This is a genomic window from Paenibacillus sp. FSL R5-0928 (assembly GCF_037970385.1).
Classification (GTDB): Bacteria; Bacillota; Bacilli; order Paenibacillales; family Paenibacillaceae; genus Paenibacillus_AQ; species Paenibacillus_AQ odorifer.
This window is the reverse complement of the sequence record NZ_CP150225.1, coordinates 4,237,680-4,263,870: the sequence shown is the minus strand read 5'-3', so window position 1 is coordinate 4,263,870 and position 26,191 is coordinate 4,237,680. Positions and strand designations below refer to the sequence as shown.

The following is a 26,191-nucleotide window of genomic DNA, read 5'->3' as shown; positions in this document are numbered from 1 at the left end:
AGAGTAAATTGAACTGCACCCCAATTGTTAGACACAACTAACATTTGGAGGTGCAGTTTTTTATGTTTTATGTCCTGATGATTTACAACAAAAAACAGCCGCTAAACAGTTCCTCACTGTACAACGGCTGTTGTTATTTCATTTATGCGGTTGCTTCAATTGTATTGTCCTGAACATAGGGGCTCAGTTCTTGCTGAAGTCCTGTGCTGATGGAAGTCATAGGGAGGCGAAGCGTATCCGAGGATAGTAGGCCGTTTTGGTTAAGCATCCATTTAATTGGAGCGGGATTCGATTCCTTGAACAATAGGCGGATGATCGGCAGTAGTTGTTCAAAGCTTTCTTTAGCGAATTCCACTTGACCAGATGTAAAGGCTTCAAAGATACGAAGGCATTCTGCCGGATAAACGTTGGCAGTAGCGAGCATACCCCCAGCTGCTCCGCAGCTAAGCATTTCATAAAAGAGGGAATCATCGCCGCCAAGCACAGGTTTGGCACCTGTACGGACTAACTCCGTAACCATTTTTGTACTGCCTGAGCAGTCTTTTAAACCGACAACATTATTCATTTCTAGGATTGTACGTGCAGTATCTACCGTCATGGCGGTACCTGTACGACTTGGAATATCATAAGCCATGATAGGTATGCCTACTTCTGCTGCTTTGCGGAAATGGGCAATGATACCCTCTTGTGAAGGACGACTATAATAAGGTACGACTACTAGTGCACAATCAGCACCAAGGTTTGCAGCAATTTCCGTGCGTGCAACCGTAGAGGCTGTATCATTGGTACCTGTACCAACTACTAAGGGGATTGATGTGGATTGTAGAAGCTCACGGGAAGTGTTTACTAGAAGCTGCATTTCATTTACGGTTACAGTGGGCGATTCTCCGGTGGTTCCATTAACGACCAGACCTTGTATGCTGTTGTTAATAATGTTCTTTACATAACGCTGATACGAATCCAAATCAACTTCACCAGCAGCATTGAACGGGGTGACCACGGGGACATAAACTCCATAAATCTGTTGTTCTGTAAGCATAAATTATCGGCCTCCAAAATATTTTAATTCCTCTACATACACTTTACCATGGAAAGTAGCATCGTCGTTAGCTATAATAAATGATATGGATCATCAAAAATATTGATGTTAGGGTGAGGTAATGGATTTAACCTATTTACGAACCTTCCGCGAGGTGGCTAAACGTCAGAGCTTTACGCGAGCTGCTGAAGAATTGGGATATGCACAATCAAGTGTGACGATGCAGATACAGAAGATAGAGAAGGAATATGGAGTACCTTTAATAGAGAGGCATGGCCGTCAGCTGCGGCTTACCCCGCCAGGAGAAGAGTTATTGAAGCTGTTCGTGGAGATTTTGGATTTGTATGATCGTTCAAAAGAAACCATCGCCCAGCAAATCGGAGGAACGATAACTATTGGGACGATAGATTCTTTAGCGGCCTTTTATTTACCTCCTTACCTGCAGCAGCTAAGGACTAAATTTCCGAAGCTGGATATTCATCTGCAAACGATGCAGGAAGCTAATCTTCTTGCCAAAATAAAAGATGGCGAAGTAGATCTAGGCTTAATGTTGGATCGCACCACTGCGGATTCCATCCTTGAGCGTACGATCGTCAGAGATGAGCCGCTTGTATTGATAGCCCCCATTCATCATCCGCTTGCCCAGATGGATACGGTAACCCTAAACGATCTGAATAACTGTGAGCTAATAGTCTCGGAGGAAAGCTGTATTTACCGCAGTCTGTTCGAGAATTTGTTAAAAGAGCACGGGATCATATTCCGCATTGGTTTTGAGCTTTCGAATCTGGAGGCCATCAAACGTTGTGTAATGAATGGCCTTGGAATTGCTTTGTTACCAAAAATCGTGGCAGAGGAAGAAATTGAACGAGGAAGCTTGGCGGAGCTGTCCTTTATTCATCCCGAAATTCACTTTGATCTGCAGCTTTTGATGCACCCTAAGAAGTGGAAATCACAACCGCTGCAATTTTTAATCCAAATGTTGCTTGCAAATCATTAATTTATTCCCATCAGGATCTTTCACAACAAACCAATGCTCATCTTGAATTTCAGTTACTAGCTCTACACCGAGAGCCTTCACATAATTGAAAGAGGCTTGCAAATCATCGGTCAGTAACAAAAAAGCTGGTGTTGTAATGGGCGGTGTTCCTTCAGGTTCTAAGCCGCCCCACAACGGCATGGTATCCAGTATGATTCCAGTGTTTCCCTGCATAGGCAGCGGGCATAAATGACCGTTCATGATCTTACAATCTGTCTCTGGAAGCCCCAGGACTTGGCAATACCAGCGACGGGATTTTTCAATATCATGTACGGGAATGAATACACTGCCAATTAAGTTCTTTACGGGGCTTATTATTGTGGAATTTAAAGCGGACATTGCTTGTTCATTCATTTAAAGACCTCCCAAATCCGAAATGGATAAACCTTTATTTGGAAATTATGTATCTAATCTATTTAAATCATACAATCAATAGGATTGCAAGGGAATTGTAAATGGTTATATTTTCATATGAAAGTAGCCAAAAAATTTGACATTGAAAATGAGTTTATGTTATATAAAAAGAAGAATTAGCACTCATCTAAGAAGAGTGCTAATCACGGAATGATGAATAATAAGGTTATTTTGAAAGGAGATTTATTTATTCATGGCCAAAAAAGAGTTTAAAGCCGAATCGAAAAGATTGCTGGAAATGATGATTAACTCCATTTATACTCAACGGGAAATTTTCCTGCGTGAACTGATTTCCAATGCAAGTGATGCGATTGATAAGATCTATTACAAAGCCTTAGCTGATGAAGGCCTGGTCTTCAATAAAGAGGATTATTATATTAAAGTGACCGCCGATAAGGCGAACAGAACCTTGACGATTTCCGATACAGGTATCGGGATGACACAAGAGGAGCTGGAGAATAACTTAGGTACAATCGCGAAGAGTGGATCTCTTGCTTTTAAGAAAGAGAACGAAGCTAAAGATGGCCACAACATCATCGGACAGTTCGGGGTGGGCTTCTACGCTGCGTTTATGGTGGCTGATGACGTTATAGTGATCAGTAAGGCATTAGGCAGCGACGAGGCCTTTAAATGGGAGTCTAAGGGCGCTGACGGCTATACCATCGAGACTGTTGAGAAGGATTCTGTCGGCACTGATGTGATTTTGAAGATTAAAGAGAATACTGAAGAAGATCAATATGATGAATATTTGGAAGAATATCGCCTGAAATCCATCATTAAAAAATACTCCGACTTCATCCGTTTCCCAATCAAAATGGACGTGAAGGAACAAAAGCCAAAAGAAGGCACGGAGAACGAGTTCGAAGAAGTTGTTCAAGAACAAACCGTAAACAGCATGGTGCCAATCTGGCGCAAGAATAAAAGCGAGCTGACTACAGAAGATTACGATAACTTCTATGCAGAGAAACGTTACGGCTTCGATAAGCCGCTTAAACATATTCATATCAGTGCTGATGGTGCTGTAGTGTACAATGCGATTTTGTTCATCCCAGAAAATACACCGTTTGACTATTACACAAAGGAATATGAAAAAGGTCTTGAGCTCTATTCCAACGGTGTGTTGATCATGAACAAATGTGCGGATCTGCTGCCTGATTACTTCAGTTTTGTAAAAGGTATGGTGGACTCAGAGGATCTTTCCTTGAACATTTCCAGAGAGATGCTCCAGCATGACCGTCAGCTGACTCTGATCGCTAAGAACATTAAGAATAAAGTGAAAAGCCAACTGCAAAGCCTGCTGAAGGATGAAAGAGAGAAATATGAGCAGTTCTATAATGCTTTTGGCAGACAGCTTAAGTTTGGTGTTTATAACGATTATGGGATGCACAAAGACACCCTTCAAGATTTACTAATGTTCTACTCCTCCAAGGAGAAGAAGCTGGTTACGCTGGACGAATACGTCTCAAGAATGCCAGAAGATCAGAAGTATATCTACTATGCTTCCGGAGAGTCGATCGACAGAATCGAGAAGCTCCCGCAAACCGAGCTTGTATCGGATAAAGGGTATGAAATTCTCTACTTCACTGATGATATTGATGAATTTGCGATCAAGATGATTCAGTCTTATAAGGAAAAAGAATTTAAATCCGTATCCAGCGGAGATCTGGGGATCGAAGCCGACGAAGCGGACAAGCCAACAGAAGCGGAAGAGAACGAAAACAAGGAGCTTTTTGAAGCGATGAAGGACATCCTGTCCGGCAAAGTGAAAAATGTTAAAGCTTCCAAACGTTTAAAGACTCATCCGGTATGTCTCTCTGCAGAAGGTGAGCTGACGATCGAGATGGAGAAAATTCTGAAATCGATGCCGAATGGCCAAGAGGTGCAAGCGGATAAGGTACTTGAAATCAACATCCATCACGAAGTATTCCAGTCCTTGAAGGCGGCAGCAGAGAACGACAAAGAAAAGCTCGGTTTATACACGAACCTGCTGTACAACCAAGCGCTGTTGATCGAAGGTCTACAGGTTAGTGATCCTGTTCAATTCACCAATGATATTTGCAAAATCATGAAATAATATGAAGTACAGAGACCATCCAATTGTATTATGATTGGGTGGTCTTTTTTATTTCAGCATTTCATTTTGTTGTGCGAAAAAGTAGTAATCAATTTCAGAGTCATTATTTGTGCAACCGCTGATCGAATAGATAATTTCACCTTGTGTGCTTTTTTTACTCGTCACTTCGGAGCAGGTATCGGTTCTGACTCCTGTGTTGCTTCCACCGAATGCATCATTAGAGGTATCATAGCTATAATTAATCACGTTACCGTCAAATTTCAAATCCTTAAATATAGGATCGCCTTCATCTGTGTAACTTGTAACGCGTATATTGTCTGCTTTTTTGCTGGAGAGATTAGTTATAAATTTCTCGAATTTATCTAGGTTGTACACTTTTTCCCAAGAAACAATATCCCCTCTACTGATGGCTTCTTTGGAAGTATAGGGTTCACTTTTGGGAAGAGAATTAACTTTATTATCGGAACAACCCCATACTCCTCCTAGTAAAAGAAAAGAGAGTGTAAGCAAATTTACCTTTTTCACTGAGGAACCTCCTTGTAACGTATTTATATAAAAGACGGAGATTAACTGGAAAAGTTACAGTGAGCTTGATTTTTCACATTGACAATAAACAACAAATTGAGTATTATTTTCTCTAACTTGAATATGTAAAAGCAAAGAAGAGAAAGAGTACCACGGCAATTCTTTCAACAGAGAGCTCCGGTCGCTGAAAAGGAGTAAAGAAAACCCTTGGGAATATGGTCTCAGAGCTGCGCATCGAAACCTTATGGGTTGTAGGCTGCGCCGGAACCTGCATCCGTTACAGTGCTAGGGTATAAACGTTAATTAACGTCGTACCTGAAGAGGTAAATGTCATGAGGCATTTATAAAATTAGGTGGTAACACGTGAGTAGAACTCTCGTCCTTTGTGGATGGGAGTTTTTTTGTTGTCTAAAAAAGGAGGAAAAGGTTAATGAGTAATGTGTTTATAGGTGGCGCTTGGCCGTATGCGAATGGATCTTTACATCTTGGGAGATTATCAAGTGTGTTGCCTGGGGATGTGCTGGCACGATATTTTCGCTCCAAAGGGGATAACGTATTATATGTATCAGGCAGTGATTGCCATGGAACACCCGTAGCGGTTCAGGCTGCGAATGAAGGGATTACGCCCGGAGCTTTTGCAAGCAGATATCATGAAGAGTTTCTGAAGTGTTTTGAACAGCTGGGATTTAGTTATGATCTATATACTCGAACGGATCAACAGCAGCATCATAAGGTCGTGCAAGAGTTGTTTACAAAGCTACTAGAGAATGGTCATTTATATAAAAAAACCATTGCGCAATGTTACTGCGAGGTGGATCAGCGCTTTTTGCCAGACAGATATGTGGAAGGGACTTGTCCGGTATGTGGCCAGCGGGCGCGAGGGGATCAATGTGATTATTGTTCTACGATTCTAGATCCTGCCGATTTGTTAGACAGAGTATGCAAATTATGTGGTAATACACCATCAGAAAGGCCGACAGAACATTATTATCTTAGCTTATCTAATTTTCAGTCTGAATTAACGGAATATGTAAAGGAAGCACAATTTTGGAGAGATAACGCTATAAAACTGACCAAACGTTATTTACAAGAAGAGCTGCAGGACCGCGCGGTAACAAGAGACTTGTCTTGGGGTGTAGATGTTCCTGTGGCTGGATTTGAAGATAAAAAGATTTATGTTTGGATTGAGGCGGTAAGTGGTTATTTATCAGCCAGTAAGCAGTGGGTTGCACAGTCCGGAGGAAGCTGGGAGGATTTTTGGTTAGAGGAAAAAGGGGAGATTACTGCTTATTATGTGCATGGTAAAGACAATATTCCTTTTCACACTTTAATATGGCCGGCTGTGTTATTAGGAGCTGGAGGTCTGCATTTACCGGACAGGATTATATCTAGCGAATATTTAACCCTTGAAGGGCAGAAGTTCTCCACTAGCCGAAACTGGGCGGTCTGGGTACCTGATATTTTAGAGCGGTATCAGCCAGATTCTATTCGTTATTTCTTAATTGCTAATGGACCCGAGAAGCGGGACACGGATTTTTCCTGGAGAGAGTTTATTTATAGCCATAATGGAGAGCTGCTTGGAGCATTTGGTAACTTTGTGAATCGTTCATTGGCTTTTGTAGATAAGTTTTATGAAGGGAAAGTGCCGAATGGGCAATTGGATAAGGGGTGGAATGACAACATTGACCTCTTGTATCTCGAATCAGGGCGGCTTATTGAGGCTGGGAATCTAAAAGATGCGCTGGAGTATATTTTTTCTTATGTGCGCAAGGCAAACCAGTATTTCGACCTGCAAAAACCATGGATACAGATAAAAGAGGATCAGGTTTCTTGTGATTCTGCAATATACACATGTGTGCAGATTATTGCGAACCTAGCGAATTTGTTACATCCGTTTCTGCCGTTCTCTTGTGACAAGATCAGGGGGTTCCTGTCGTTAGAACTACCGAATTGGCAGCCTTGCTCGGTACCCCCTTACCAACAGGTTACTGATTTACAATTATTGTTTGAACGAATTAATATTAACCGTATTAAAGAAGAAGAGGATAGGCTCGTTCAACAACAAGTGAATAAATAGAGCTGGTATTATCCATTCTTGAAACTCTCAATAAACTTTGAAGCCAATGATGACAAGTATTTATCCTTAATCCAGACGGCGGCGACCCGCGTGCGTAGTGATTCACTACTGATTTCTTTATAGATCAAATTACTGTTACTCGTTAATTCGAAAGCGGATTTGGGAATGATTCCGATGCCAAGACCAGCGTTTGCCCAGAGCAGTGTTGTTCTAGCATCATCATTCATGCAGAAAATCAGCGGATCAAAGCCGTTCTCAAGACATGTTTCCCGGATAAGCTGCTCAAAACGGCGGTAGATAATAAGCGGCTTATCCTTTAGCTCACCGATCTCAATAAAGTTTTCATCCGTTTTCCAGTCATACTCAGGTGTCATTACGGCAATCATAGGTTCAGCTTGTGTGTAAAGACACTCTAAATTTGTACCATTAAAGGGTGTCCTTACAATTCCGACTTCGACAATGCCTTTATTCAAGAGGTCAATGATTCTAAAGGTATTTCCTTCATGAATCTCAAACTTCACACCTTTATAGGTTTTGTGAAATTCACATAGCCGATCTTGAAGCAACGTAGCTCCAGAGGAAGAAACTGTACCAATGGCTAGGGTTCCTTTTAAACCTTTGACAAAATCAGTGAGCTCACGGGCAGTGGAATCTGCCAGCTCCAGAATTTGTTGGGCACGGTCCCGCAAAATGGCTCCAGCTTCAGTGAGCTGCACGCTGCGTGGACCTCGTTCCACTAGCTTTACACCGAGTTCTTCCTCCAGGAGCTTTAGCTGCTGGCTCAGCGGAGGCTGGGCCATTTGCAGTTTTTTGGCTGCAGATGTGATCTGTCCTTCCTCAGCTATCGCCATAAAATATTTAAGCTGTCTAATATCCATATAAAAATCCTCCGAACTTGAGATATGCTAATCGTATGGGAGCGATACGAATCCAATATTATTAATATGTGAGTAGATATGCCATAATCATAACTGTTCTTATACATATTTCAAGTGGTTAAATACTTCTTATGTTGGGTGTGGATAAATTTGTTCAAAATTGCAGTATATTTAAAGCCGTACAAAAAAGAAGCGATCATTGGACCGATCTTCAAACTGATGGAAGCGATTCTGGAGCTGATTTTGCCTACCATTGTCGCATTGATCATCAACAACGGGGTTGGCAATCATGACAGCGCCTATGTTTACCGCATGGGTGGCCTAATGGTGCTGATGTCACTGCTTGGCTTCGGCTGCTCCATGGTATGCCAATATTATGCAGCCCGGGCTTCACAGGGATTCGGTACGACACTACGCAATAAGATGTTTAGACATATTACATCCTTGTCGTATGCTGAACTGGATACCTTAGGTACGCCTACACTGATTAATCGGATTACCAATGACGTAAACCAGCTGCAAATTGCTGTGGCCATGCTGATTCGTCTAGTTATTCGTGCACCGTTTATCTGCATCGGGGCTATCCTAATGTCCATGATTTTGGATTTTAGATTATCGCTGATTCTAATAGCGGCAACACCGGTTTTTGGCATTATTTTATATTTTATTATCACCCGCAGTGCTCCTTTGTACCGAAAATACCAGCAGAAGCTGGATGCCCTTGCGCTCGTACTGAGTGAGAATTTATCGGGGATTCGAGTGATTCGTGCTTTTGCCAAAAGACGTACAGAAAAAGAACGTTTTGATGCCTCATCTGATGATTTGACTACTACGGCGATCCGGGTTTCGCGGATTTCTGCTTTGCTTGGGCCGATGACTACACTTGTAGTAAATGCGGCGATCATAGCTATTTTGTGGGTAGGCGGAATTCATATCGATGGGGGCCGATTGTCTCAAGGGGAGATCATTGCCTTCATCAATTACATCACTCAGATCTTGCTGGCGCTGATAGTGGTCTCCAACTTGGTTATTATTTTTACAAAAGCCTCATCCTCAGCGAATCGTGTGAATGAAGTGCTTGGTGTTAAGGTATCCGTGTCCGAGGAAGGAAATGCATTGATTGCAGAACCTGCCCCTGCTGCCCCTGCTATACAATTCGATCACGTATCCTTTGGGTATAATACGACAGGTGAATCGGCATTAGAGGATATATCTTTAGTAATTAATCGCGGAGAGACTGTGGGCCTGATTGGCAGTACGGGTTCAGGTAAGTCTACTTTTGTGAATTTGATCCCTCGTTTTTATGATGTGGTGCAAGGTGAAGTGAAAGTGGATGGTGTGGATGTCAGAGATTACAAGCTGCACCAGCTTCGTGAGAAAATAGGGATTGTACCGCAAAAAGCTGTGTTGTTTACAGGAACAATCGCTGAGAATATACGTTGGGGTAAGGAAGATGCAACTGAGGAAGAAATCATGCAGGCAGCCTCTATCGCTCAAGCGGAGGAGTTTATACGTAAATTACCCGAAGGCTTGAATACGCAAGTATCTCGTGGTGGATTAAATTTATCCGGTGGACAAAAGCAGCGCTTAACCATAGCTCGTGCAGTAGTAGGTAAGCCATCGATTCTTATTTTGGATGACTCCTCCAGTGCGCTGGATTTCTCCACAGATGCGGCACTTCGTAAGGCTCTCAAAGAGAGCAGCCAGGAAATGACCGTGCTCCTTGTCTCGCAGAGGGTAAGCACTGTAAGACAAGCGGATAAAATAATGGTATTTGAGGAAGGGCGGATCGCCGGTGTCGGAACCCATGAGGAGCTGATGCGGGGTTGTGAAGAGTATAAAGAAATCTGCCTGTCCCAGCTATCAAGTGAGGAGTCGGGCCAATGAACAAAAACAACATTTGGAAAAGACTTATTGTATACACAGGGCATTATAAAAAAATAGCTATAGGTGCAGTAATCTGCGCAATACTCAGTGTGATTGCCAGTCTAATTGGCCCGTTGCTTATCGGCAGCGCCATCGATTTTATGATCGGGCCGGGAGAGGTTGATTTTGACGCCGTACTTAGACTGCTTTTGATTCTGGCAGGGGTGTATATTGTCGGCAGCTTTTTCGGATGGCTTCTTACCTACCTGACTAATCGAATTGCCTACCGGACTGTATATGACTTACGGCGGGAGCTTTTTGATAAATTAAATGTTTTGCCGTTAAAATTTCATGATAACCACCCGCAAGGGGACAGCATCAGCCGGTTTGTTAATGACATGGATGCGGTCTCTGATGGACTGCTGCAAGGCTTCTCAACACTGCTCACGGGGATCATCACCATCGTGGGGGCAATTGCACTCATGTTGTACATTAGTCCTTTAATGACCTTAGTTGTTCTTCTGTCAGCACCCGTTACATTTTTTGTGGCAAGATTCATTACGATGCGCTCCCAGAAGATGTTTAAGGAGCAGGCTAAAATTCTGGGCGGTCTCAACGGATACGTGGAGGAAATGATCGGCGGACAAAAAGTGGTCACTGCTTATCATTATGAAGACCGTGCACTGACCCAGTTTGAAGAACGAAACGAGACTTTGTACCAGACTGGCGTGAAATCACAATTTTACGGTTCCTTGTCCAATCCGACAACACGGTTAGTAAATAATATTACCTTCTCTGTTATCGCGATGATCGGAAGTGTTATGGTGATTCGCGGGTTTGTGACGGTAGGGGATTTGTCCAGCTTTCTGATCTTCTCCAACTTGTTTGCTAAGCCGTTTAATGAAATTACAGGTGTGATTACGCAGCTTCAATCGGCAACAGCATCAGCGCAGCGAATTTTCGCCATTCTAGACCTATCGCCAGAACCAGCTGATGCAACAGACGCCAAAATTATGAATACAAGTCAAGGAACGATTACCTTTGAAAAAGTATCCTTTGCTTATAATCCTGAACGTCCTCTGATTAATGATTTCAGTCTGGAAGTGAAACCAGGTACCCGGGTTGCAATTGTAGGGCAGACGGGAGCGGGGAAGACGACACTGGTTAATCTGCTTATGCGTTTTTATGATGTGGATAGGGGTTCCATCAAGATTGACGGCGTGGATATCAAGACGATTACCCGTGACAGTCTGCGGCGTAATTTCGGGATGGTGTTGCAGGACACTTGGCTGTTTGGCGGCACAATTAGAGAAAATATTGCCTACGGCAAACCTGAGGCTACCGAAGAAGAGGTCATCGCTGCTGCAAAGGCTGCTAATGCTCATAGCTTCATTAAACGCCTGCCTGAGGGATATGATACGAAGATCAGTGGCTCAGGAGATAATTTGTCGCAAGGACAAAAGCAGCTGCTAACCATAGCACGAGTGATGCTCGTAGATCCACCTATGCTCATTTTGGATGAAGCCACCAGCAGTATTGATACGCTGACTGAGGTACGGATTCAGAAGGCTTTTCTAAAAATGATCGCAGGCCGGACCAGCTTTGTAATTGCCCACCGTTTGTCAACGATTCGAGAATCGGATCTCATTCTTTTCATGAAGGACGGAGACATTGTGGAGAGTGGTACGCATGATCAACTCCTAGCCAGCGGTGGATATTACGCCAGATTATATAACAGTCAGTTCGCATCAGCGTAGACTTTGCATTTAAAAAAAGAGCATTCAATCCCGAATTTGGGGGGAATGCTCTTTTTGTTGGGTGGATAGTTAGCTTGGCTTACCTTACCTTACCTTACCTTACCTTACCTTACCTTACTGTTGCGGACCGTATTGCAGCTAAATTGTGTTTTTGGCGCCTTTCCCCAAAGTAACGGACTGCATAGCACTTATTCGGCTGATTTTGCAGCAAAAAGGAGCGGATATGGCACAATAGCTGCATCTGAGTCCGAACGGAGTGGAAAAGGGTGGGATTTTGCGAAATAAGGGCGCCTCGGTCCAATACGTTGCAAGGGCAGCCATCGCCAAAGGTAGATTGCTTCTGTTCCGGAGTAGAATGCTTAGAAATTCGATTGCTTAGCGTTCCAAAGTAGTTAGCTTAGCGTCCCCAAAGTATTTTGCTTAACGTTCCAAAGGAGCTAACTCAGCGTCCCCAAAGTAGTTTGGATAGCGTTCCAAAGTTAGTTATCTCACCGTCCCCAAAGTAATTTGCTTAGCGTTCCAAAGTAGCTATCACATCGTCAGCAAAGTAGTTTGTTTACCCTTGCGGACCGTATTGCAGCTAAATAGTGTTTTTGGCGCCTTATTTCAAAGTAACGGACTGCATAGCACTTATTCGGCTGATTTTGCAGCAAAAAGGAGCAGAAATGGCACAATAGCTGTATCTGAGTCCGAAGGAAGTGGAAAAAGGCATGATTTTGTGAAATAAGGGCGCCTCGGTCCAATACGTTGCAATGGCAGCCATCGCCAAAGGTAGATTGCTTCTGTTCCAGTGTAGAATGCTTAGAAATTCGTTTGCTTAGCGTTCCAAAGTAGCTATCACATCGTCAGCAAAGTAGTTTGTTTACCCTTGCGGACCGTATTGCAGCTAAATAGTGTTTTTGGCGCCTTATTTCAAAGTAACGGACTGTAAAGCACTTATTCGGCTGATTTTGCAGCAAAATGCAGTGGATATGGCACAATAGCTGCATCTGAGTCCGAACGGAGTGGAAAAAGGCATGATTTTGTGAAATAAGGGCGCCTCGGTCCTATACACCGTGGCACCAACGAAGTCGATTGTTTAGCGTTCAAAAGTAAATTGCTTACCCTTACGGACCCGGTTACTATTCACCTCGCGCGCTATAGGGTGGGAATTTCCGATAAAAATATTTGTGAACGAATGAACTATCTGGACGGGCTAAACGTATTATAAGAAACGTATATTGAAGACGACGAAACTATAGTAAATATGGCTTGTCGAGAGTGTTATGAGATTGGAAGGGGAGTGGCAAGATGTTGACAATCAAACATTTTACCAAGAGCTACAAGGGTGGCAAGAAGGCGGTAAATGATCTGAATTTGGTGGTCGAAAAAGGTGACATCTATGGCTTTATCGGTCATAACGGTGCGGGGAAAACAACAACTATCCGAGCAGTGGTCGGAGTTTTAGATTTTGAGGAGGGAGATATCGAGATTGGTGGGTACTCCATTAAAAAAGATCCCTTAGCCTGCAAAGCGATTACTGCGTATATTCCAGATAATCCGGATCTATACGATCATCTGACGGGCATTCAGTACTTGAATTTTATTGGTGATCTTTTTAGTGTATCGAAAGCGGATCGGGAGTTATTGATAAAGAAGTATAGCGATGAATTTGAGATTACCTCTAATCTGGGGGATTTAATCTCCGCATATTCTCATGGTATGAAACAGAAACTCGCGATTATCTCCGCGCTTATTCATAAACCGAAGCTGCTCGTTCTGGATGAACCCTTTGTGGGACTTGATCCAAAAGCGGCACACACGCTCAAGAGAATCATGGCGGAGATTTGCAGCCAGGGCAGTGCGATCTTTTTTTCGACGCATGTACTGGATGTGGCCGAGAAGCTCTGCAATAAGATTGCCATTATCAAAGCGGGTGAATTGATCACTCATGGGAAAACAGAAGAGGTGAAAGGTGACAGTAGCCTTGAAGATGTGTTTTTGGAGTTGATAAAACATGATTAATATCTGGAGATTGACGAAAATTCAGCTGATCTCATCCTTTGGGTTAAATAAAGCTTTGCATACACGGGATATGAAAGAAAGACGAAAAATGCTTTTGCTGAGCATCGGTATCTTAATAGGGATTGTCATGATGGCAGTAGTTTCGTTTGGATATAGCTTCATGATAGCAGAGACCCTTGAACAGATAGGCCGGCCAGAGCTGCTGCTTGCGATTATGATGGCTGTTACTTGCTTGATTGGATTTTTTACAACGATCTATAAGGCGAGTGGGGTATTATTTGGCTCCAAAGATTACGATCTCGTAATGTCGTTGCCTATCAAAACGAGCCATATCGTAGCAAGCCGTGTAGTTCAGCTCTATGTGCTGAATATACTGTTCTCATTGATGGTGATGGTGCCAGCAGGTGTAGTTTATGCTATAAAGGTAAATCCGGCAGTAGTATATTATTTATTTTTCATGATAACGCTGGTATTTATCCCATTAGTGCCGATCATTGCTGCAACAATTATAGGGGCATTGATTAGTTGGATTTCCTCACGTTTTAAAGGAAGTCGTTTAATAAGTCTCATTCTGACTTTTGCCGTAATCATTGTTATTATTTTGGGTTCAGGCCAAATGAATGGGAATGACCCGCAGTTACTTGCGGATATGAGCACACAAATTGCCGATCAAATCTTCAACTTATATCCTTTGACGGTTATGTATGTAGATGCTGTCTGCTCGTATCAGGTAGCTCCTTTACTATTATTTATAGGGATTTCGTTACTTTCTTTTATGTTGTTTACCCTTATTCTTGGCAGCAAATATAAAGCAATACACACAGGCCTTACGACTTCTTATTCAAAGAATAAGTATCAAATGAGGTCACTTGAAGTCTCTTCACCGCTTTACACATTGTATAAAAAAGAGCTGCGCCGCTATTTCAGTTCTTCTATATATGTGCTAAATACGAGTATCGGTATGGTTATGTTACTTGTCATGGCGATTACCTTACTGTTTGTTAGCTCAGAGCAATTAGGACAAATTATTGAGATACCTGAACTCTCTAACTATCTAAGCAGATTGGCGCCACTATTTGTTTCCCTCTTTGTAGCATTAAGCTGCACGACATCGAGTTCGATTTCGCTTGAAGGTAACCATATTTGGATTTTAAAAAGCGCACCTGTCCCGACAAGAACTATATTATTTAGTAAAATCGTAGTGAATCTCACCGTTACAGTACCGATTGTGATTGTTAGTAGTGTGCTTCTAATGATTTCTCTGGGCACAGGCTGGATGGAGAGCTTGTTATTGCTAATAATCCCCGTCCTATACGCTTGTCTTACTGCAATGGTAGGTGTGATCGTTAACTTGAAGCTTCCTAAACTGGAGTGGACTAACGAAGTCTCAGTAATTAAACAAAGTGCTTCGGTCCTTGTAGCGATGATTATAGGATTTATCAGCTTGCTGATTCCATTTGGTTTGAGTTTTCTTTTATCCGATCTAAATGGTAATCTCGTTATGTTAGGTATTGGTGTGGTGATATTTGTGGCATGTGGAGTGATGTATAGATACATTCAGTCCAAAGGAGAACTTTTATTTCGGGCTCTTTAAAAAAGGGCATTCCAAAAGCCGAAATCGGCTGCTGGGATGCCCTTTATTTGTGCCAAGATTTATTTTCGTGAAAAATCCCCTAAGCTCTACTGTCGCTCTTGTTATTCTTCTTGCTCTTCTCGCTCTTGTCGCTTATTAGCTAACTGTTCAATTCCGCTCACCATTATTTTTAGACCTGTATAGAACATCTTATCGGAGCCAATTTCATTAAAGATATTGTTTTCGTACATTCGTTTTATAACATTAGGTCCATCCCCTGATAAGTGCTCAAGCGATTGTTTAAATACCTCTCTAGCATCTCCATTAGGTTCATTTTTCATGGCTAAGTCAATTCGATCCTGCTCATATTTGTCCAATTCGAAAGAGATTACATAGTTTAACACGCAAGCAATTAGGGAGAATTTGTCACTATCGCTTAAAGGAAGATGATCCACGATTTGAAGCAAAGTATTCAGTAAAGATAGATAATTAGGTTCAGAAGGCAAGGTTCTCATCATCAGCTGAGCCGAGCAAGGATACTTATGTAAAACCCCGCGGATTCGATCTGCAAAATGAAAAAGCTGTTCTTGCCAATCACCTTCGAGATTCGCAGTTTCGAGGGCTTCTTTGGCGATCTCATTAGCCAGTGTCTGGAAAATACTCTGTTTACTCTTAAAATGCCAATAGAGAGAGGCGGCTTGTATATTTAATAGTTCTGCTAATTTACGCATACTAAATGCCTCTATGCCGATATCATCCAACAGCTCCCAAGAAGCTTTTATTATATCTTGTTCAGTGATTTGCAGATTTTTGATTCTCATCGAAACGACCTCCTGTTACTGTCTTCTTTTATCATAAGCGAAGATGGATGGCTGGTCTACCATCGTTAGATTACCGGTTTATCTTACACTGTTAGATATTTTTATTTACAAGCAAATAAACGGGTGCTATATTAATCTTACACTGTTAGTTTAACGGTGCGATTTTTTAAAAAGGAGGCAGCGGTTAGCTATTTTATTAGTAAAAATTAAAAAGGATGTGTATAGACCCATGAGTAATCTACAAGTGGAACAATCCCAACCAGTCACCAAAGAATTTTCTATAAAAGCAATACTTCCCGTAATACTGGCACTTATAACAGGAATGTTGCTGGTTATGCTCGACAGTACAATTATGAATGTAGCGATCCCGCAGCTTGAAAAAACCTTTGATGCTAGCCTAAAAACAATACAGTGGGCCATCACGGGTTATACGCTGGCTTTATCCGTAATTATCCCATTGGCCGGTTGGTTCTCGGATAAGTTTACTGCCAAACGTGTTTTTTTAGCTTCGATCGTATTGTTTACCATAGGTTCTTTATTATGCTCAATGGCACAATCCACAACAGAGCTGATAATCTTTCGTATTTTGCAGGGATTAGGCGGAGGGATGATTGCTCCAATTGGTATGGCTATGTCATTCAAAATCGCACCTCCCGATAAAAGAGGTTCAATCATGGGATTGCTTGGCCTACCGATGTTAATTGCGCCTGTTCTTGGTCCTGTACTGTCAGGATGGCTGTTGGAATATGCAAGCTGGCACTGGATTTTTCTGATTAATGTCCCCATTGGTATTATTGCAATGATTGTTGGAGTGAAATTTCTTCCGGTAATAGAGAAGGGGAATAAAGCTAAATTGGATATTTGGGGTGTGATTTTATCACCACTCGCTTTCTCCAGCTTGGTATTTGGGGTGCATAGAGGGGGAGTGGACGGCTGGGGGGATCGTATAACGATTATATCTCTTGCGTTCAGCTTCATTGCTTTAGCCTTGTTTATTTTCGTGGAATTGCGCCAAAAAGAACCGTTATTGGAACTTCGCTCTTTTCGATCTCTAGAATTTAGTAAAGGTATGATTTTGACCTGGATTAATCAGTTCGCCTTATTTGGTTCGATTCTGTTAATTCCAATTTTTTTGCAGCAGGTCAGAGGTTTTTCTTCCTTTGAATCGGGACTTTTAGTTATTCCTCAAGCTTTAATATCCTTTGCTGGCATGATTATTGGAGGAAAATTATTTGATAAGTATGGAGCTCGGCCCGTTGTGTTCTCTGGACTTGTGCTGCTGTCCACCGGACTCTTTCTTTTGTCACGTTTACAAAATGATACAAGTGTATACGTTATGATCAGTTATTTTGCCATTATGGGACTTGGCCAAGGATTAACTACTATGCAGCTCGGTACACATGTGCTTAAGGCCGCTCCGAAGGATTTGATCAGCCGTGTGACCCCACTTACTGCCTCTGCACAACAAATTGTGGGTTCCTTTGCTGTCGCTGTAATGTCGGGCTTATTGACTTCGAATATAGCTACTCAAATGAGTCAAGGAAATCAGAAGCTACCTTTAGAGGCTATGGTTGCAGGATTCCACGACACGTTCCTAGTTTCATTGGGCTTGGCGCTGTGTGGTGTGGTTCTTAGTCTCTTTTTGCATAATCCGAAGAGCTGATCCTATCGTACTCTACCAATATTTTAGCGATGTTTATGGATTGTATCCTTGGTATAATTCAAAGATTGATAACCAAGGGGGAATCTCTTAACCCGTGAAGAATATATTTGCTAGATTTACTATAATGACCCTCGCTGTCGTGCTATACGCCGGAGTATTTATTCAGCATATATCGGCCGATAACGGGGTTCCTTTTGAGGATATAAACACTAGTTATGCAAAAAAAGAAATCATAGATTTATATAACCGGAATATATTAACTGGCACCTCGAATACTAAATTTTCACCTACTCAATCGATTACTAGAGCTGAATTTATTACAGTTCTTGATCGTCTGTTGAAGCTTGATCCAGCGTTGAGTCCGGTATCTCCTTATACCGACGTAGCCAAAAGCGCTTGGTATTACGGCTGGATACAGGCAGCAATTCAGCTTGAACTGGCGAACGGCACTTCGGCAACTACTTTTGCACCCGCAAAAGCAGTTACTCGGCAGGAAGCGGCTGTGTGGATAGCCAAAGCGCTAAAGCAAACAAACACTGCAACTACCGCACAAACCAATTTTAAAGATCGGCAACAAATTGCTAGCTGGGCAAGTGCTGCTGTAGCCAAGGTTAATGATCGCGGATTAATGAAGGGCGATAATAGCGGAAATTTTCGACCCACGGACCCGATAACCAGGCAAGAGACGGCAGTGCTGATGGATCGGGTGCTGCAACATACAAGCTGGGCGGCAGAGCTGGAAAGTGATCCGGACAAACGTATTGTTATAGGCTGGCAGTATGGTCTCACGACGTCACAATTTGAGAATCATGTTTTGCAATCGAACGTCAACACACTCTCACCACGTTGGTATTATGTTGGAAAAACAGGGACAGTAACGGATTCGACAGATGTCTCGCTGGTAACTTGGGCAAAAAAGAATAAAAGGCAAGTCTGGGCGATGGTTGGTAATCGATCGGATCAAGAAGCGACGCATCAAATGCTGTTGAGTACAACCGCAAGGAATACGGCAGTCAAACAATTAGCTGCTTTAGTGAGTAAATATGGATTAGATGGACTAAATATAGATTTTGAAAATGTAGCGGCCGAAGATCGTGTGTATTTGACTTCGTTTATTACTTTATTGGCCGAGAAAATGCATTCGCTCAATGTTATTCTGTCGATGGATGTATCCCCTGATCTTGGAACGGATTGGACAGAAGCTTTTGACTATGCTGCCCTAGGCAAGCAAGTGAATTACATGGTGATGATGGGGTATGATGAGCATTATGACGGGAGTCAAGTTCCGGGGTCCAATGCTTCGCTTTCTTATGATCAAAAGGCTGTGAATACAATCCTAAAAGTTGTACCTAGTCAAAAAGTTATATTGGCATTGCCCTTATATAATCGGGATTGGACACTGAACCAGAAGGGAACGGTTTTATCCTCTGAATATATTACGCTTCCGGAGCAAAATCAGATCATCAGCAGCTATGCATCGAAACCTGTGTGGAATTCTACTCTGGGACAATATGTCGCGAGCTACTCGAAACAAGCTATAAAACATACGATTTGGATTGAGGATGGGCGTTCATTAATAACTAAATACAACTTAGCGGTTACTAAAAAACTAGCTGGAGTAGCTTATTGGTATATAGGCGGAGAAAGCTCTGATATATGGGCTAGTTTAAGGAATGCAGAGAAATTTTTCGATTACACTTTTTAAAAATATGAAAGACTGGATGCGAATAGCCGCTTAGCTAATTGCTGTCCAGTCTTTTTATTGGGTTACTAAGTCGCAACTGCTAGAATGAGTTTGATTAAATCAGCCTCGAGTTACGTATTTTTTGAAGTTTTTTACCTTTAGAACTTTAACATTTTGAGCTAGAAGTTTCTTGTCACTAACGATCCATGTGTGATCTTTGGAGTTTTTTCTACGAACCGCAGCGAAGTTATACTTATTTCCTGCATAAATCTTAAAGCCCTGTGCAGCGCAATCCGCACAAAACTTAACACATTCACCTTTATTCCAATCTGGAAAAGAAATCTGCTGGAAGACATTTCGTTTTACGAGTAGGGTGGCACCCTGAACATTGGTTACATATTTATTTTCCATATGAAGATAACGAAGCAAGAGTAGCTTCTTATCATTTAAATACATATAGTGAGCTCGTTTTCCAACGATATCAGCTTTAGTTTTATGGAGGATTTTCATACTATCCGTTAAATAGTTGGCAGAGTAATAATCGTCGTCATCAAATTTAGCGATACAACTATAATTCGCTAAGTGCACACCAAAATTCAGACAAAACCCGAGTGAACGATATTCTGGTAGTTTATAGATCCGTACGTTTTTATGTTTTTTTGCAGCTTGTATATAATCTTCTATTCTCAAGCTATCATTATTTATGATCACGATAAGTTCTTTAGATTTGAAATTCTGTCGTTGATAGTTATCAAACATGGTTTTAATACAATCAATTCGTTTCGTACAAGTTAGAATAGACACAGCAGATGAAGTAGATTCAGCAGTTAACTTCATAACGGAATCTTTGGACTGCGTCCAACAAAATTCCTGTAGTTTTTAATATTCCGGATGATCTTATGGTTAGCTATTAACGTACTATCACTGATAATCCATGTATGTTTTGAAGAGTTTTTTCTACGTATGGCAACGAAGTTATTTTTACTCGCAGAATAAACCTTATAACCTTTCTTTCTGCTTCTGCTGCAAAAGAGATCATCCTCACCTACGTTTTTATTAGGAAATTTCACATGATCGAATACTTTTCGTTTGAAGACGAGCGTAGCGCCAGGGAGATGGGTAACCGTCCGGTGTTCATCATTTGCAAAACGAAGAATCAAAGTCTTTGAACCTAGTAAATACATATAGTGAGCCCGTTTTCCAAGGATATCAGCTTTAGTTCTTTGTAAGGTCAGATTACCTTCCGTCAAATAATGAGGGGCATAATAATCGTCGTCATCAAATTTGGCGATGGTATGATATTTGCATTTTGTTACGGCATAGTTTAAGCATGAACCGAGAGATTGATGTTCAGGTTTACGAAATATCTTAATATTTTTGTGTTTTTTAGCTAAGGTTAGGTAGGGGGATAGTGGAATTTTATTATTATTGATAATAATGATAAGTTCTTTATTTGCATATCTTTGTCTGCTGTAATTTTGAAATAGGTTGTTTAAATAATTATGGCGATTGGTACAGGTAATAATAGAAATACCTTGTTGGTTCGCCTTGTAGTGAGGTACAGCACTCATTTAACCAACCCCTCATATGCATTTTTGGGAAAAGTCTCATTTATACGATATGTCCAAGTTAGGATAGAGTCACGGCATATCAACCTCTTAAAAGCAAAATGGACTTGTTTAGAGAACACAAAACCCACAGTGATAGCTGTGGGTTTTGTAAGAGAGACACATCATATGAAACGCTTTGGATGTTTGTTCAGAAATAAGACTCAATGATGGAAATACTATTCTCAATTCTCGCCTTACTCTGCGTTAAATAATCTTTGGTCCAATCATCTAGGTTAGACATATCAAAACTCCGGTACATCCCTGTATAAACAATAATCTCTCTTAATCGAAGAAAAAGAGGAATTAGCTTCAGCTCATTTTCTGAAATACTGTTCTCTTTAACGTAGCCTTTAAGAAAATGCTCCATAAAACGCTGACATTGAAGCTGCCTGTCCTCCATACTATCATCCCCGTAAACGTAGACTAGATAATACAGTTGAATGGCGATATCTTCTACAAACCAGCTGTACTGAGCTTCATCAAAATCAAACAAGGTCAGCTTACCATTGTGGACCAAAAAGTTGCCTACATTGATATCCCCATGGATGAGACCATAGGTATTTATATCAGCGTCGAGATGCTTTAGCCGATCCATAAGCGCCTTACAGCTTTCTAAAACGCCACTTTGGGATGAAGGAATAAACCTGGTTACATTCTGCAGGTAGTAGTTCTGATGCCACGCATGTCTTTTGGTGTGTGGTTTATAAGATTTTGCTAATCTGTGCATTTGTCCAGTGATCATGCCACACTGCTCATAGAGCTCTACATCTTTCAGGCAGTCTGGGTAACCTATTCGTTTCCCTTGTGCTTTTTCAAAGGAAGATACCCTAAAGCACGAATCACCGATCTCTATTTGCTCAACTAAATTACCCTGAAGAGAACATACGGGTCTTGATACTGAAACGCCATGATCTGCTATGTATAGAATCCATTCAAGTTCAGCCGCCAACAAATCCTTACTACGTAGCGAGCTATGAGTAAATCTTAGAATATATTGATGGTTACTAAGTTGGTATTCATAAACAAAATTTTGAAATCCGCCAATGAACGTTAGCTCATCTATGGGGATACCATATTTTGTACAGGCGGCACTTACAATCTGGTCATTAAATAAGGACTTAATCTTTTGTTCCAAGGGTTCTACTCCGTTCTACATTACAATGATTTTATCGAATCGTTCTGGAGCTTTCCTGGATCTCAATAAGCAGCGGCCGTTCTTGTGGGTTGAGATTTGGGGCATGAATAGCCAGCATAAGTCTGCCCGTCAAATCACGAAACAACATCCCATGTCCGCCATCTTTGGCATAAAGAGGCTCAGGATCATGTTGCCAAGGTCCACTAATGTCACCGCTGATGGATCGGGCTAAACCCATGGCATAACCACCGGCTCCACTGCTAGACCACAACATAAGCAGCTCACCACTGCTAGTCTGATGCATAAAAGGACCGTCAGTTACGTACTGCCCTTCTTTGCCACCTACCGTCCAAGGAGCTTGTGAAGCCTGGAAAAGCAGCACGGGTTCACCAATACTAGCGCTTAAATCCTCCTTCAGCCGAACGGCATACATTTCTCCATCCGTCACTTCAATCCATTCACGGCAAAAGATCATCCAAGGTTTGTCTTCTTTATCTACATATAACGTTCCGTCAAGGCACTCCCAAGAAGCAGGGGTAATCGGATGATTGCTGATAGGGAGATAAGGACCCTCAGGTGTTTCCGCGCTTAATATTTGTGTCCCCCGTGGAACCCCATGTCTTTTAAAAGAAGCGAACATATAATATTTTCCGTTGTAGCGGTGAACCTCTGGTGCCCAGAAATGATGATCAGCCCAAAAATTAGGATCTGGACGAAAGGCAGCAATGGGTCCGGACCATTCCTGAAGATCTGAGCTGATATATACATCGAAGCCGTGAGGTGTGCCACTCCAAGCTGTTAGGCCATCTGTGGTGTCCCCAATTTACAAGCTATCATCTGCTTAATTTTACAATATCTTCATTAGGCTTGGAAGCGTTACTTCATTTGCTCGCCTTGTAGCAAACGTATTTTCATTACGCCTGGTGTACAGCCGTAGTTTTTTCGGAAAACACGTATAAAATAATTAGTCTCCATGCCCAGCTGAAGCGCAATATCTTGAACGGGGATCTCCACATCCTCCGTCATTAATTGCAGCGCCCGCTCCAGCCGCAGATTCTGCAAATACTTATGCGGAGTGACCCCGTATTCCTGCACGAATAAACGCTGGAAATGCTGCACGGAGTAGCCGACTGCTGCTGCAAGATTGGAGATCAGAAGCGGTTCTGTGTAATGCTCGTTGATCAGCCCGACGGCTGTAGTTAGGGCTTCATTTCGGACAGACTCGAAGGCTAGACGATTAGCGGAGCTTTGTGAACTCTTGGCAGGGCGCAGCATTAAGAGCAGTCTATAGAGCGTGATAGACAACTCCTGCATCCACATCTCGTCTTGCCGATTGGAGGCAGGAGAATTCACCGTATGCCAAATTTGGCCGATTTCTTCCCAGCATTGTTCAAAACGCTCCGGTCGATAAGGAGCAGAAGGGAGCAGTTCAAGCGCTTCCAGCAATCCTTGAGCTTGACTGCCTTGAAAACCGATAAAGCCAACATGCCACGGTTCATGAGAGGTAGGATAATATTCATGACCTCGATCTGGTGGGAAGGCAAAAGCCATCCCCGGTTCCAGTATGATTTCTGTGCCATTTTCCAGATCACGAAATAAACCGGTTCCGGTCCGGATCAAAAAGATTTGATACACAGGAAATCCTGCTGGGCGCACATGATGGAATTGGATATGACGACCTACAGAGTAGGGGGATAGGGGTAACGTTCCAGAGTCGCGTGGTAATTCAATCAGAGAAAAAGGCAGCAGGTTTATCACCTCATCTTCATTTTGTGCTATCACTTCGAGACTATATTCCTACTGATTGAAATGACTTTTCTTATATTATGAATAGTATAAATGATGATTCCTGAATTAGATAGCTTACGCTTCTAGCCTGTCATCAGAGAATAGTCCCATTCCATAAATGGGCAGAATTGAGAGGATGATCGTACACAATGAATAAAAAACATTCCCCGATAAGCAGTAAAGCTGGAGTTATGCTGCACGGTGCTGATTATAATCCTGAACAATGGCTTAAATATCCGGAAGTATTGCGTGAGGATATCCGATTAATGAAGCTGGCGGGCTGCAATGTCATGTCCGTAGGCATTTTCTCGTGGGTATCTCTTGAACCAGAAGAGGGTGTGTTCACTTTCGAATGGTTGGATGGTGTACTTGATTCTTTTGCAGAGAATGGGATTTACGCTATCTTGGCAACGCCAAGTGGTGCCCGCCCAGCATGGATGTCGCAAAAATATCCAGAAGTCTTAAGAGTGGAGCGTAACCGTGTTCACAATTTGCATGGCTTCCGTCATAACCATTGCTTTACCTCACCAGTGTACCGTGAGAAAACTGCAATTCTGAATGCAAAGCTAGCGGAACGGTACAGCCAGCATCCAGCCATTATCGGGTGGCATATTTCGAATGAGTTCGGTGGGGAGTGTCACTGTGAGCTCTGCCAGGATGCTTTTAGAGAATGGCTGAAGGTGAAATATAATAACAGTTTGGATGAGGTGAATCATGCTTGGTGGGCTACTTTTTGGAGCCATACCTATACTTCATGGTCACAGATTGAATCCCCAGCTCCACATGGTGAGACACAAGTACACGGCTTGAATCTTGACTGGCGGCGTTTTGTTAGTGAACGGACGATTGACTTCTGCCAGCACGAGATCAATACGGTTCGTCCGTACAATCTAGAGCTGCCTATTACGACGAATATGCATATGATCGATGGTATTGATTACCGCGAGCTGGCCAAAATCTTGGATGTGGTCTCATGGGACGCTTATCCAGACTGGCATTATACCGAAGACGGTGACGATACTAGATTGGCAGCATGGACGGCGATGCACTACGACTTAATGCGCTCTTTTAAAAAGAAACCGTTCTTGCTGATGGAAAGCACGCCATCCCTTACGAACTGGCAATCGGTCAGTAAGCTAAAACGTCCCGGAATGCACAAGCTGTCTTCCTTGCAAGCGGTAGCGCATGGTTCGGATTCTGTGCAGTATTTCCAATGGCGCAAAAGCCGCGGATCAAGTGAGAAGTTCCACGGTGCAGTTGTAGACCACAGTGGCCACTCCGAGACTCGAGTATTCCAAGATGTAGCGGAAGTAGGAAAGACGCTGGCGGGAATGACGGAAGTAGTGGGTACGTCCACTCCGGCGCAGACGGCGATTATTTTCGATTGGGACAACCGCTGGGCGATAAAGGATGCGCAAGGCATCCGTAATTCCGGATTACGTTATGAGGAGACGGTGCTGCAGCATTATCGTGCACTTTGGGAGCTGGGCATTTCAGTTGATATTATAGGCTCTGGAGATGATTTGTCTGCCTACAAGCTGGTTGTTGCACCTATGTTATATCTGATTAGTGAAGAGAATGGAAAGCGAATTGAGAAATATGTGGAGCAAGGCGGCACATTCCTCGCAACCTATTGGTCAGGAGTAGTTAACGAAACGGATTTATGTCATCTGGGAGGATTCCCTGGTCCACTGCGCAGAACACTGGGGATTTGGGCAGAGGAGACAGAAGGGCTGCACAGCCGTGATCTGAACGGGATAGTAATGGAGGCAGGTAATAAACTTAAGCTAAGCGGTGACTACGATGCGCATGAGATTGCCGAGCTGATTCATTTGGAAGGTGCAGAGGCTTTGGGGCATTATCGCAACGATTTCTACACAGGCCGTCCAGCGCTTACAGTCAATCGTTTCGGTGAAGGAAATGCGTACCATCTTGCTACCCGGGTGAAAGAGACTTCATTCTATGTTGAGCTATACGCAGCGATCACATCTAAGGCAGGAATTACCCGTGCGATGGATAGTGAGCTTCCAGCAGGTGTGACTGCACAACTTCGCACAGATGGCGAAAGTGATTATGTTTTTGTGCAAAATTTCAGCGGCAGTCCGCAAACGGTAGAGCTGGATGGAGCGGAATACACAGACTTGGAAACAGGTCTTTCAGCTCCGGCCCTATTGAATCTAGCGGTGAATGGACTTGCGATGTTGAAGCGTAAAGCATTAGTATAATAAAGAGGCAGGACCTGAGTTT

Annotated in this window: 20 protein-coding genes and 1 other annotated feature; of the genes, 10 read left to right on the top strand and 10 right to left on the bottom strand. The window is 42.5% G+C overall.

The window, feature by feature from the left end; all coding sequences use genetic code 11:
* Positions 1-142: 142 nt before the first annotated feature.
* Complete coding sequence (gene dapA / locus MKZ16_RS19040; RefSeq protein ID WP_076106330.1) at positions 143-1,039, bottom strand: 4-hydroxy-tetrahydrodipicolinate synthase; 897 nt, start codon at positions 1,037-1,039, stop codon at positions 143-145.
* Positions 1,040-1,160: 121 nt separating this feature from the next.
* Here dapA and MKZ16_RS19035 point away from each other — a divergent pair, with 121 nt between their 5' ends.
* The gene (locus MKZ16_RS19035) at positions 1,161-2,036 is read left to right on the top strand and encodes a LysR family transcriptional regulator (protein WP_036688377.1); all 876 of its coding nucleotides are present in this window, start codon (positions 1,161-1,163) and stop codon (positions 2,034-2,036) included.
* Here MKZ16_RS19035 and MKZ16_RS19030 read toward each other — a convergent pair.
* Positions 2,007-2,429 (bottom strand): VOC family protein, encoded by a 423-nt coding sequence (locus MKZ16_RS19030; RefSeq protein ID WP_081384079.1) that lies wholly within the window; start codon positions 2,427-2,429, stop codon positions 2,007-2,009. The genes MKZ16_RS19035 and MKZ16_RS19030 overlap by 30 nt on opposite strands.
* Before the next feature lie 253 nt (positions 2,430-2,682).
* Here MKZ16_RS19030 and htpG point away from each other — a divergent pair, with 253 nt between their 5' ends.
* On the top strand, positions 2,683-4,563 hold the full coding sequence (gene htpG / locus MKZ16_RS19025) for a molecular chaperone HtpG (RefSeq protein ID WP_076106327.1): 1,881 nt from the start codon (positions 2,683-2,685) through the stop codon (positions 4,561-4,563).
* A gap of 48 nt (positions 4,564-4,611) precedes the next feature.
* Here htpG and MKZ16_RS19020 read toward each other — a convergent pair whose 3' ends face one another.
* Positions 4,612-5,088 (bottom strand): DUF4362 domain-containing protein, encoded by a 477-nt coding sequence (locus tag MKZ16_RS19020; protein ID WP_076106325.1) that lies wholly within the window; start codon positions 5,086-5,088, stop codon positions 4,612-4,614.
* A 125-nt stretch (positions 5,089-5,213) separates the two neighbouring features.
* Positions 5,214-5,475 (top strand) — a binding site (T-box leader).
* A 43-nt stretch (positions 5,476-5,518) separates the two neighbouring features.
* Here MKZ16_RS19020 and metG point away from each other — a divergent pair.
* The gene (metG, locus tag MKZ16_RS19015; protein ID WP_076106323.1) at positions 5,519-7,165 is read left to right on the top strand and encodes a methionine--tRNA ligase; all 1,647 of its coding nucleotides are present in this window, start codon (positions 5,519-5,521) and stop codon (positions 7,163-7,165) included.
* Positions 7,166-7,173: 8 nt separating this feature from the next.
* Here metG and MKZ16_RS19010 read toward each other — a convergent pair whose 3' ends face one another.
* Positions 7,174-8,043 carry a LysR family transcriptional regulator gene (locus MKZ16_RS19010; protein ID WP_036688370.1) on the bottom strand — a complete coding sequence of 290 codons (870 nt, stop codon included), beginning with the start codon at positions 8,041-8,043 and terminating at the stop codon, positions 7,174-7,176.
* A gap of 150 nt (positions 8,044-8,193) precedes the next feature.
* On the opposite strand from MKZ16_RS19010, the gene MKZ16_RS19005 reads away from it, so the two are divergent.
* The 4 genes from MKZ16_RS19005 to MKZ16_RS18990 all read left to right on the top strand — a co-directional run bounded on the left by MKZ16_RS19005 (position 8,194) and on the right by MKZ16_RS18990 (position 15,264).
* The gene (locus tag MKZ16_RS19005; RefSeq protein ID WP_076106321.1) at positions 8,194-9,930 is read left to right on the top strand and encodes an ABC transporter ATP-binding protein; all 1,737 of its coding nucleotides are present in this window, start codon (positions 8,194-8,196) and stop codon (positions 9,928-9,930) included.
* Entirely contained in the window at positions 9,927-11,666 is a 1,740-nt protein-coding gene (locus tag MKZ16_RS19000; protein ID WP_076106319.1) for an ABC transporter ATP-binding protein, read from the top strand. Before MKZ16_RS19005 ends, MKZ16_RS19000 begins: the two co-directional genes overlap by 4 nt.
* 1,290 nt (positions 11,667-12,956) lie before the next feature.
* Positions 12,957-13,670: an ABC transporter ATP-binding protein gene (locus MKZ16_RS18995; RefSeq protein ID WP_036688363.1), complete on the top strand. Its 714-nt coding sequence runs from the start codon at positions 12,957-12,959 to the stop codon at positions 13,668-13,670.
* Positions 13,663-15,264, top strand: coding sequence for a hypothetical protein (locus MKZ16_RS18990; protein WP_076106317.1), 1,602 nt, complete (start codon positions 13,663-13,665; stop codon positions 15,262-15,264). The genes MKZ16_RS18995 and MKZ16_RS18990 overlap by 8 nt, the downstream gene beginning before the upstream one ends.
* A gap of 101 nt (positions 15,265-15,365) precedes the next feature.
* Here MKZ16_RS18990 and MKZ16_RS18985 read toward each other — a convergent pair whose 3' ends face one another.
* Positions 15,366-16,064 (bottom strand): TetR/AcrR family transcriptional regulator, encoded by a 699-nt coding sequence (locus MKZ16_RS18985; protein WP_076106315.1) that lies wholly within the window; start codon positions 16,062-16,064, stop codon positions 15,366-15,368.
* A gap of 229 nt (positions 16,065-16,293) precedes the next feature.
* On the opposite strand from MKZ16_RS18985, the gene MKZ16_RS18980 reads away from it, so the two are divergent.
* Positions 16,294-17,727 (top strand): MDR family MFS transporter, encoded by a 1,434-nt coding sequence (locus MKZ16_RS18980; RefSeq protein WP_076106313.1) that lies wholly within the window; start codon positions 16,294-16,296, stop codon positions 17,725-17,727.
* 94 nt (positions 17,728-17,821) lie between these two features.
* The gene (locus MKZ16_RS18975) at positions 17,822-19,432 is read left to right on the top strand and encodes an S-layer homology domain-containing protein (protein WP_036688356.1); all 1,611 of its coding nucleotides are present in this window, start codon (positions 17,822-17,824) and stop codon (positions 19,430-19,432) included.
* Between the two features lie 99 nt (positions 19,433-19,531).
* Here the strand turns inward: MKZ16_RS18975 and MKZ16_RS18970 are convergent, their stop codons facing one another.
* The 5 genes from MKZ16_RS18970 to MKZ16_RS18950 all read right to left on the bottom strand — a co-directional run bounded on the left by MKZ16_RS18970 (position 19,532) and on the right by MKZ16_RS18950 (position 23,938).
* On the bottom strand, positions 19,532-20,248 hold the full coding sequence (locus tag MKZ16_RS18970; protein WP_076106311.1) for a glycosyltransferase family A protein: 717 nt from the start codon (positions 20,246-20,248) through the stop codon (positions 19,532-19,534).
* Positions 20,245-20,982 (bottom strand): glycosyltransferase, encoded by a 738-nt coding sequence (locus MKZ16_RS18965; protein ID WP_076106309.1) that lies wholly within the window; start codon positions 20,980-20,982, stop codon positions 20,245-20,247. Before MKZ16_RS18965 ends, MKZ16_RS18970 begins: the two co-directional genes overlap by 4 nt.
* A 187-nt stretch (positions 20,983-21,169) precedes the next feature.
* Positions 21,170-22,156 carry a phosphotransferase gene (locus MKZ16_RS18960; protein ID WP_076106307.1) on the bottom strand — a complete coding sequence of 329 codons (987 nt, stop codon included), beginning with the start codon at positions 22,154-22,156 and terminating at the stop codon, positions 21,170-21,172.
* 31 nt (positions 22,157-22,187) lie between these two features.
* A complete protein-coding gene (locus tag MKZ16_RS18955; RefSeq protein ID WP_081383847.1) occupies positions 22,188-22,979 on the bottom strand; it encodes a glycoside hydrolase family 43 protein in 792 nt (263 codons plus the stop codon).
* A 53-nt stretch (positions 22,980-23,032) separates the two neighbouring features.
* On the bottom strand, positions 23,033-23,938 hold the full coding sequence (locus MKZ16_RS18950; RefSeq protein WP_235219562.1) for an AraC family transcriptional regulator: 906 nt from the start codon (positions 23,936-23,938) through the stop codon (positions 23,033-23,035).
* Between the two features lie 155 nt (positions 23,939-24,093).
* Here MKZ16_RS18950 and MKZ16_RS18945 point away from each other — a divergent pair, with 155 nt between their 5' ends.
* Positions 24,094-26,169, top strand: a complete 2,076-nt coding sequence (locus tag MKZ16_RS18945; RefSeq protein WP_076106303.1) for a beta-galactosidase — start codon at positions 24,094-24,096, stop codon at positions 26,167-26,169.
* The last annotated feature ends 22 nt before the right edge of the window (positions 26,170-26,191 follow it).

Excerpts from the sequence above, each read along its gene's own strand:
- MKZ16_RS18995 (WP_036688363.1), top strand. The coding sequence starts at position 12,957 with ATGTTGACAATCAAACATTTTACCAAGAGCTACAAGGGTGGCAAGAAG.
- MKZ16_RS18980 (WP_076106313.1), top strand. The coding sequence starts at position 16,294 with ATGAGTAATCTACAAGTGGAACAATCCCAACCAGTCACCAAAGAATTT.
- MKZ16_RS18990 (WP_076106317.1), top strand. The coding sequence starts at position 13,663 with ATGATTAATATCTGGAGATTGACGAAAATTCAGCTGATCTCATCCTTT.
- htpG (WP_076106327.1), top strand. The coding sequence starts at position 2,683 with ATGGCCAAAAAAGAGTTTAAAGCCGAATCGAAAAGATTGCTGGAAATG.
- MKZ16_RS18985 (WP_076106315.1), bottom strand. The coding sequence starts at position 16,064 with ATGAGAATCAAAAATCTGCAAATCACTGAACAAGATATAATAAAAGCT.
- MKZ16_RS19000 (WP_076106319.1), top strand. The coding sequence starts at position 9,927 with ATGAACAAAAACAACATTTGGAAAAGACTTATTGTATACACAGGGCAT.
- metG (WP_076106323.1), top strand. The coding sequence starts at position 5,519 with ATGAGTAATGTGTTTATAGGTGGCGCTTGGCCGTATGCGAATGGATCT.
- MKZ16_RS18945 (WP_076106303.1), top strand. The coding sequence starts at position 24,094 with ATGAATAAAAAACATTCCCCGATAAGCAGTAAAGCTGGAGTTATGCTG.
- MKZ16_RS18965 (WP_076106309.1), bottom strand. The coding sequence starts at position 20,982 with ATGAGTGCTGTACCTCACTACAAGGCGAACCAACAAGGTATTTCTATT.
- MKZ16_RS18970 (WP_076106311.1), bottom strand. The coding sequence starts at position 20,248 with ATGAAGTTAACTGCTGAATCTACTTCATCTGCTGTGTCTATTCTAACT.
- MKZ16_RS19030 (WP_081384079.1), bottom strand. The coding sequence starts at position 2,429 with ATGAATGAACAAGCAATGTCCGCTTTAAATTCCACAATAATAAGCCCC.
- dapA (WP_076106330.1), bottom strand. The coding sequence starts at position 1,039 with ATGCTTACAGAACAACAGATTTATGGAGTTTATGTCCCCGTGGTCACC.
- MKZ16_RS19010 (WP_036688370.1), bottom strand. The coding sequence starts at position 8,043 with ATGGATATTAGACAGCTTAAATATTTTATGGCGATAGCTGAGGAAGGA.
- MKZ16_RS19035 (WP_036688377.1), top strand. The coding sequence starts at position 1,161 with ATGGATTTAACCTATTTACGAACCTTCCGCGAGGTGGCTAAACGTCAG.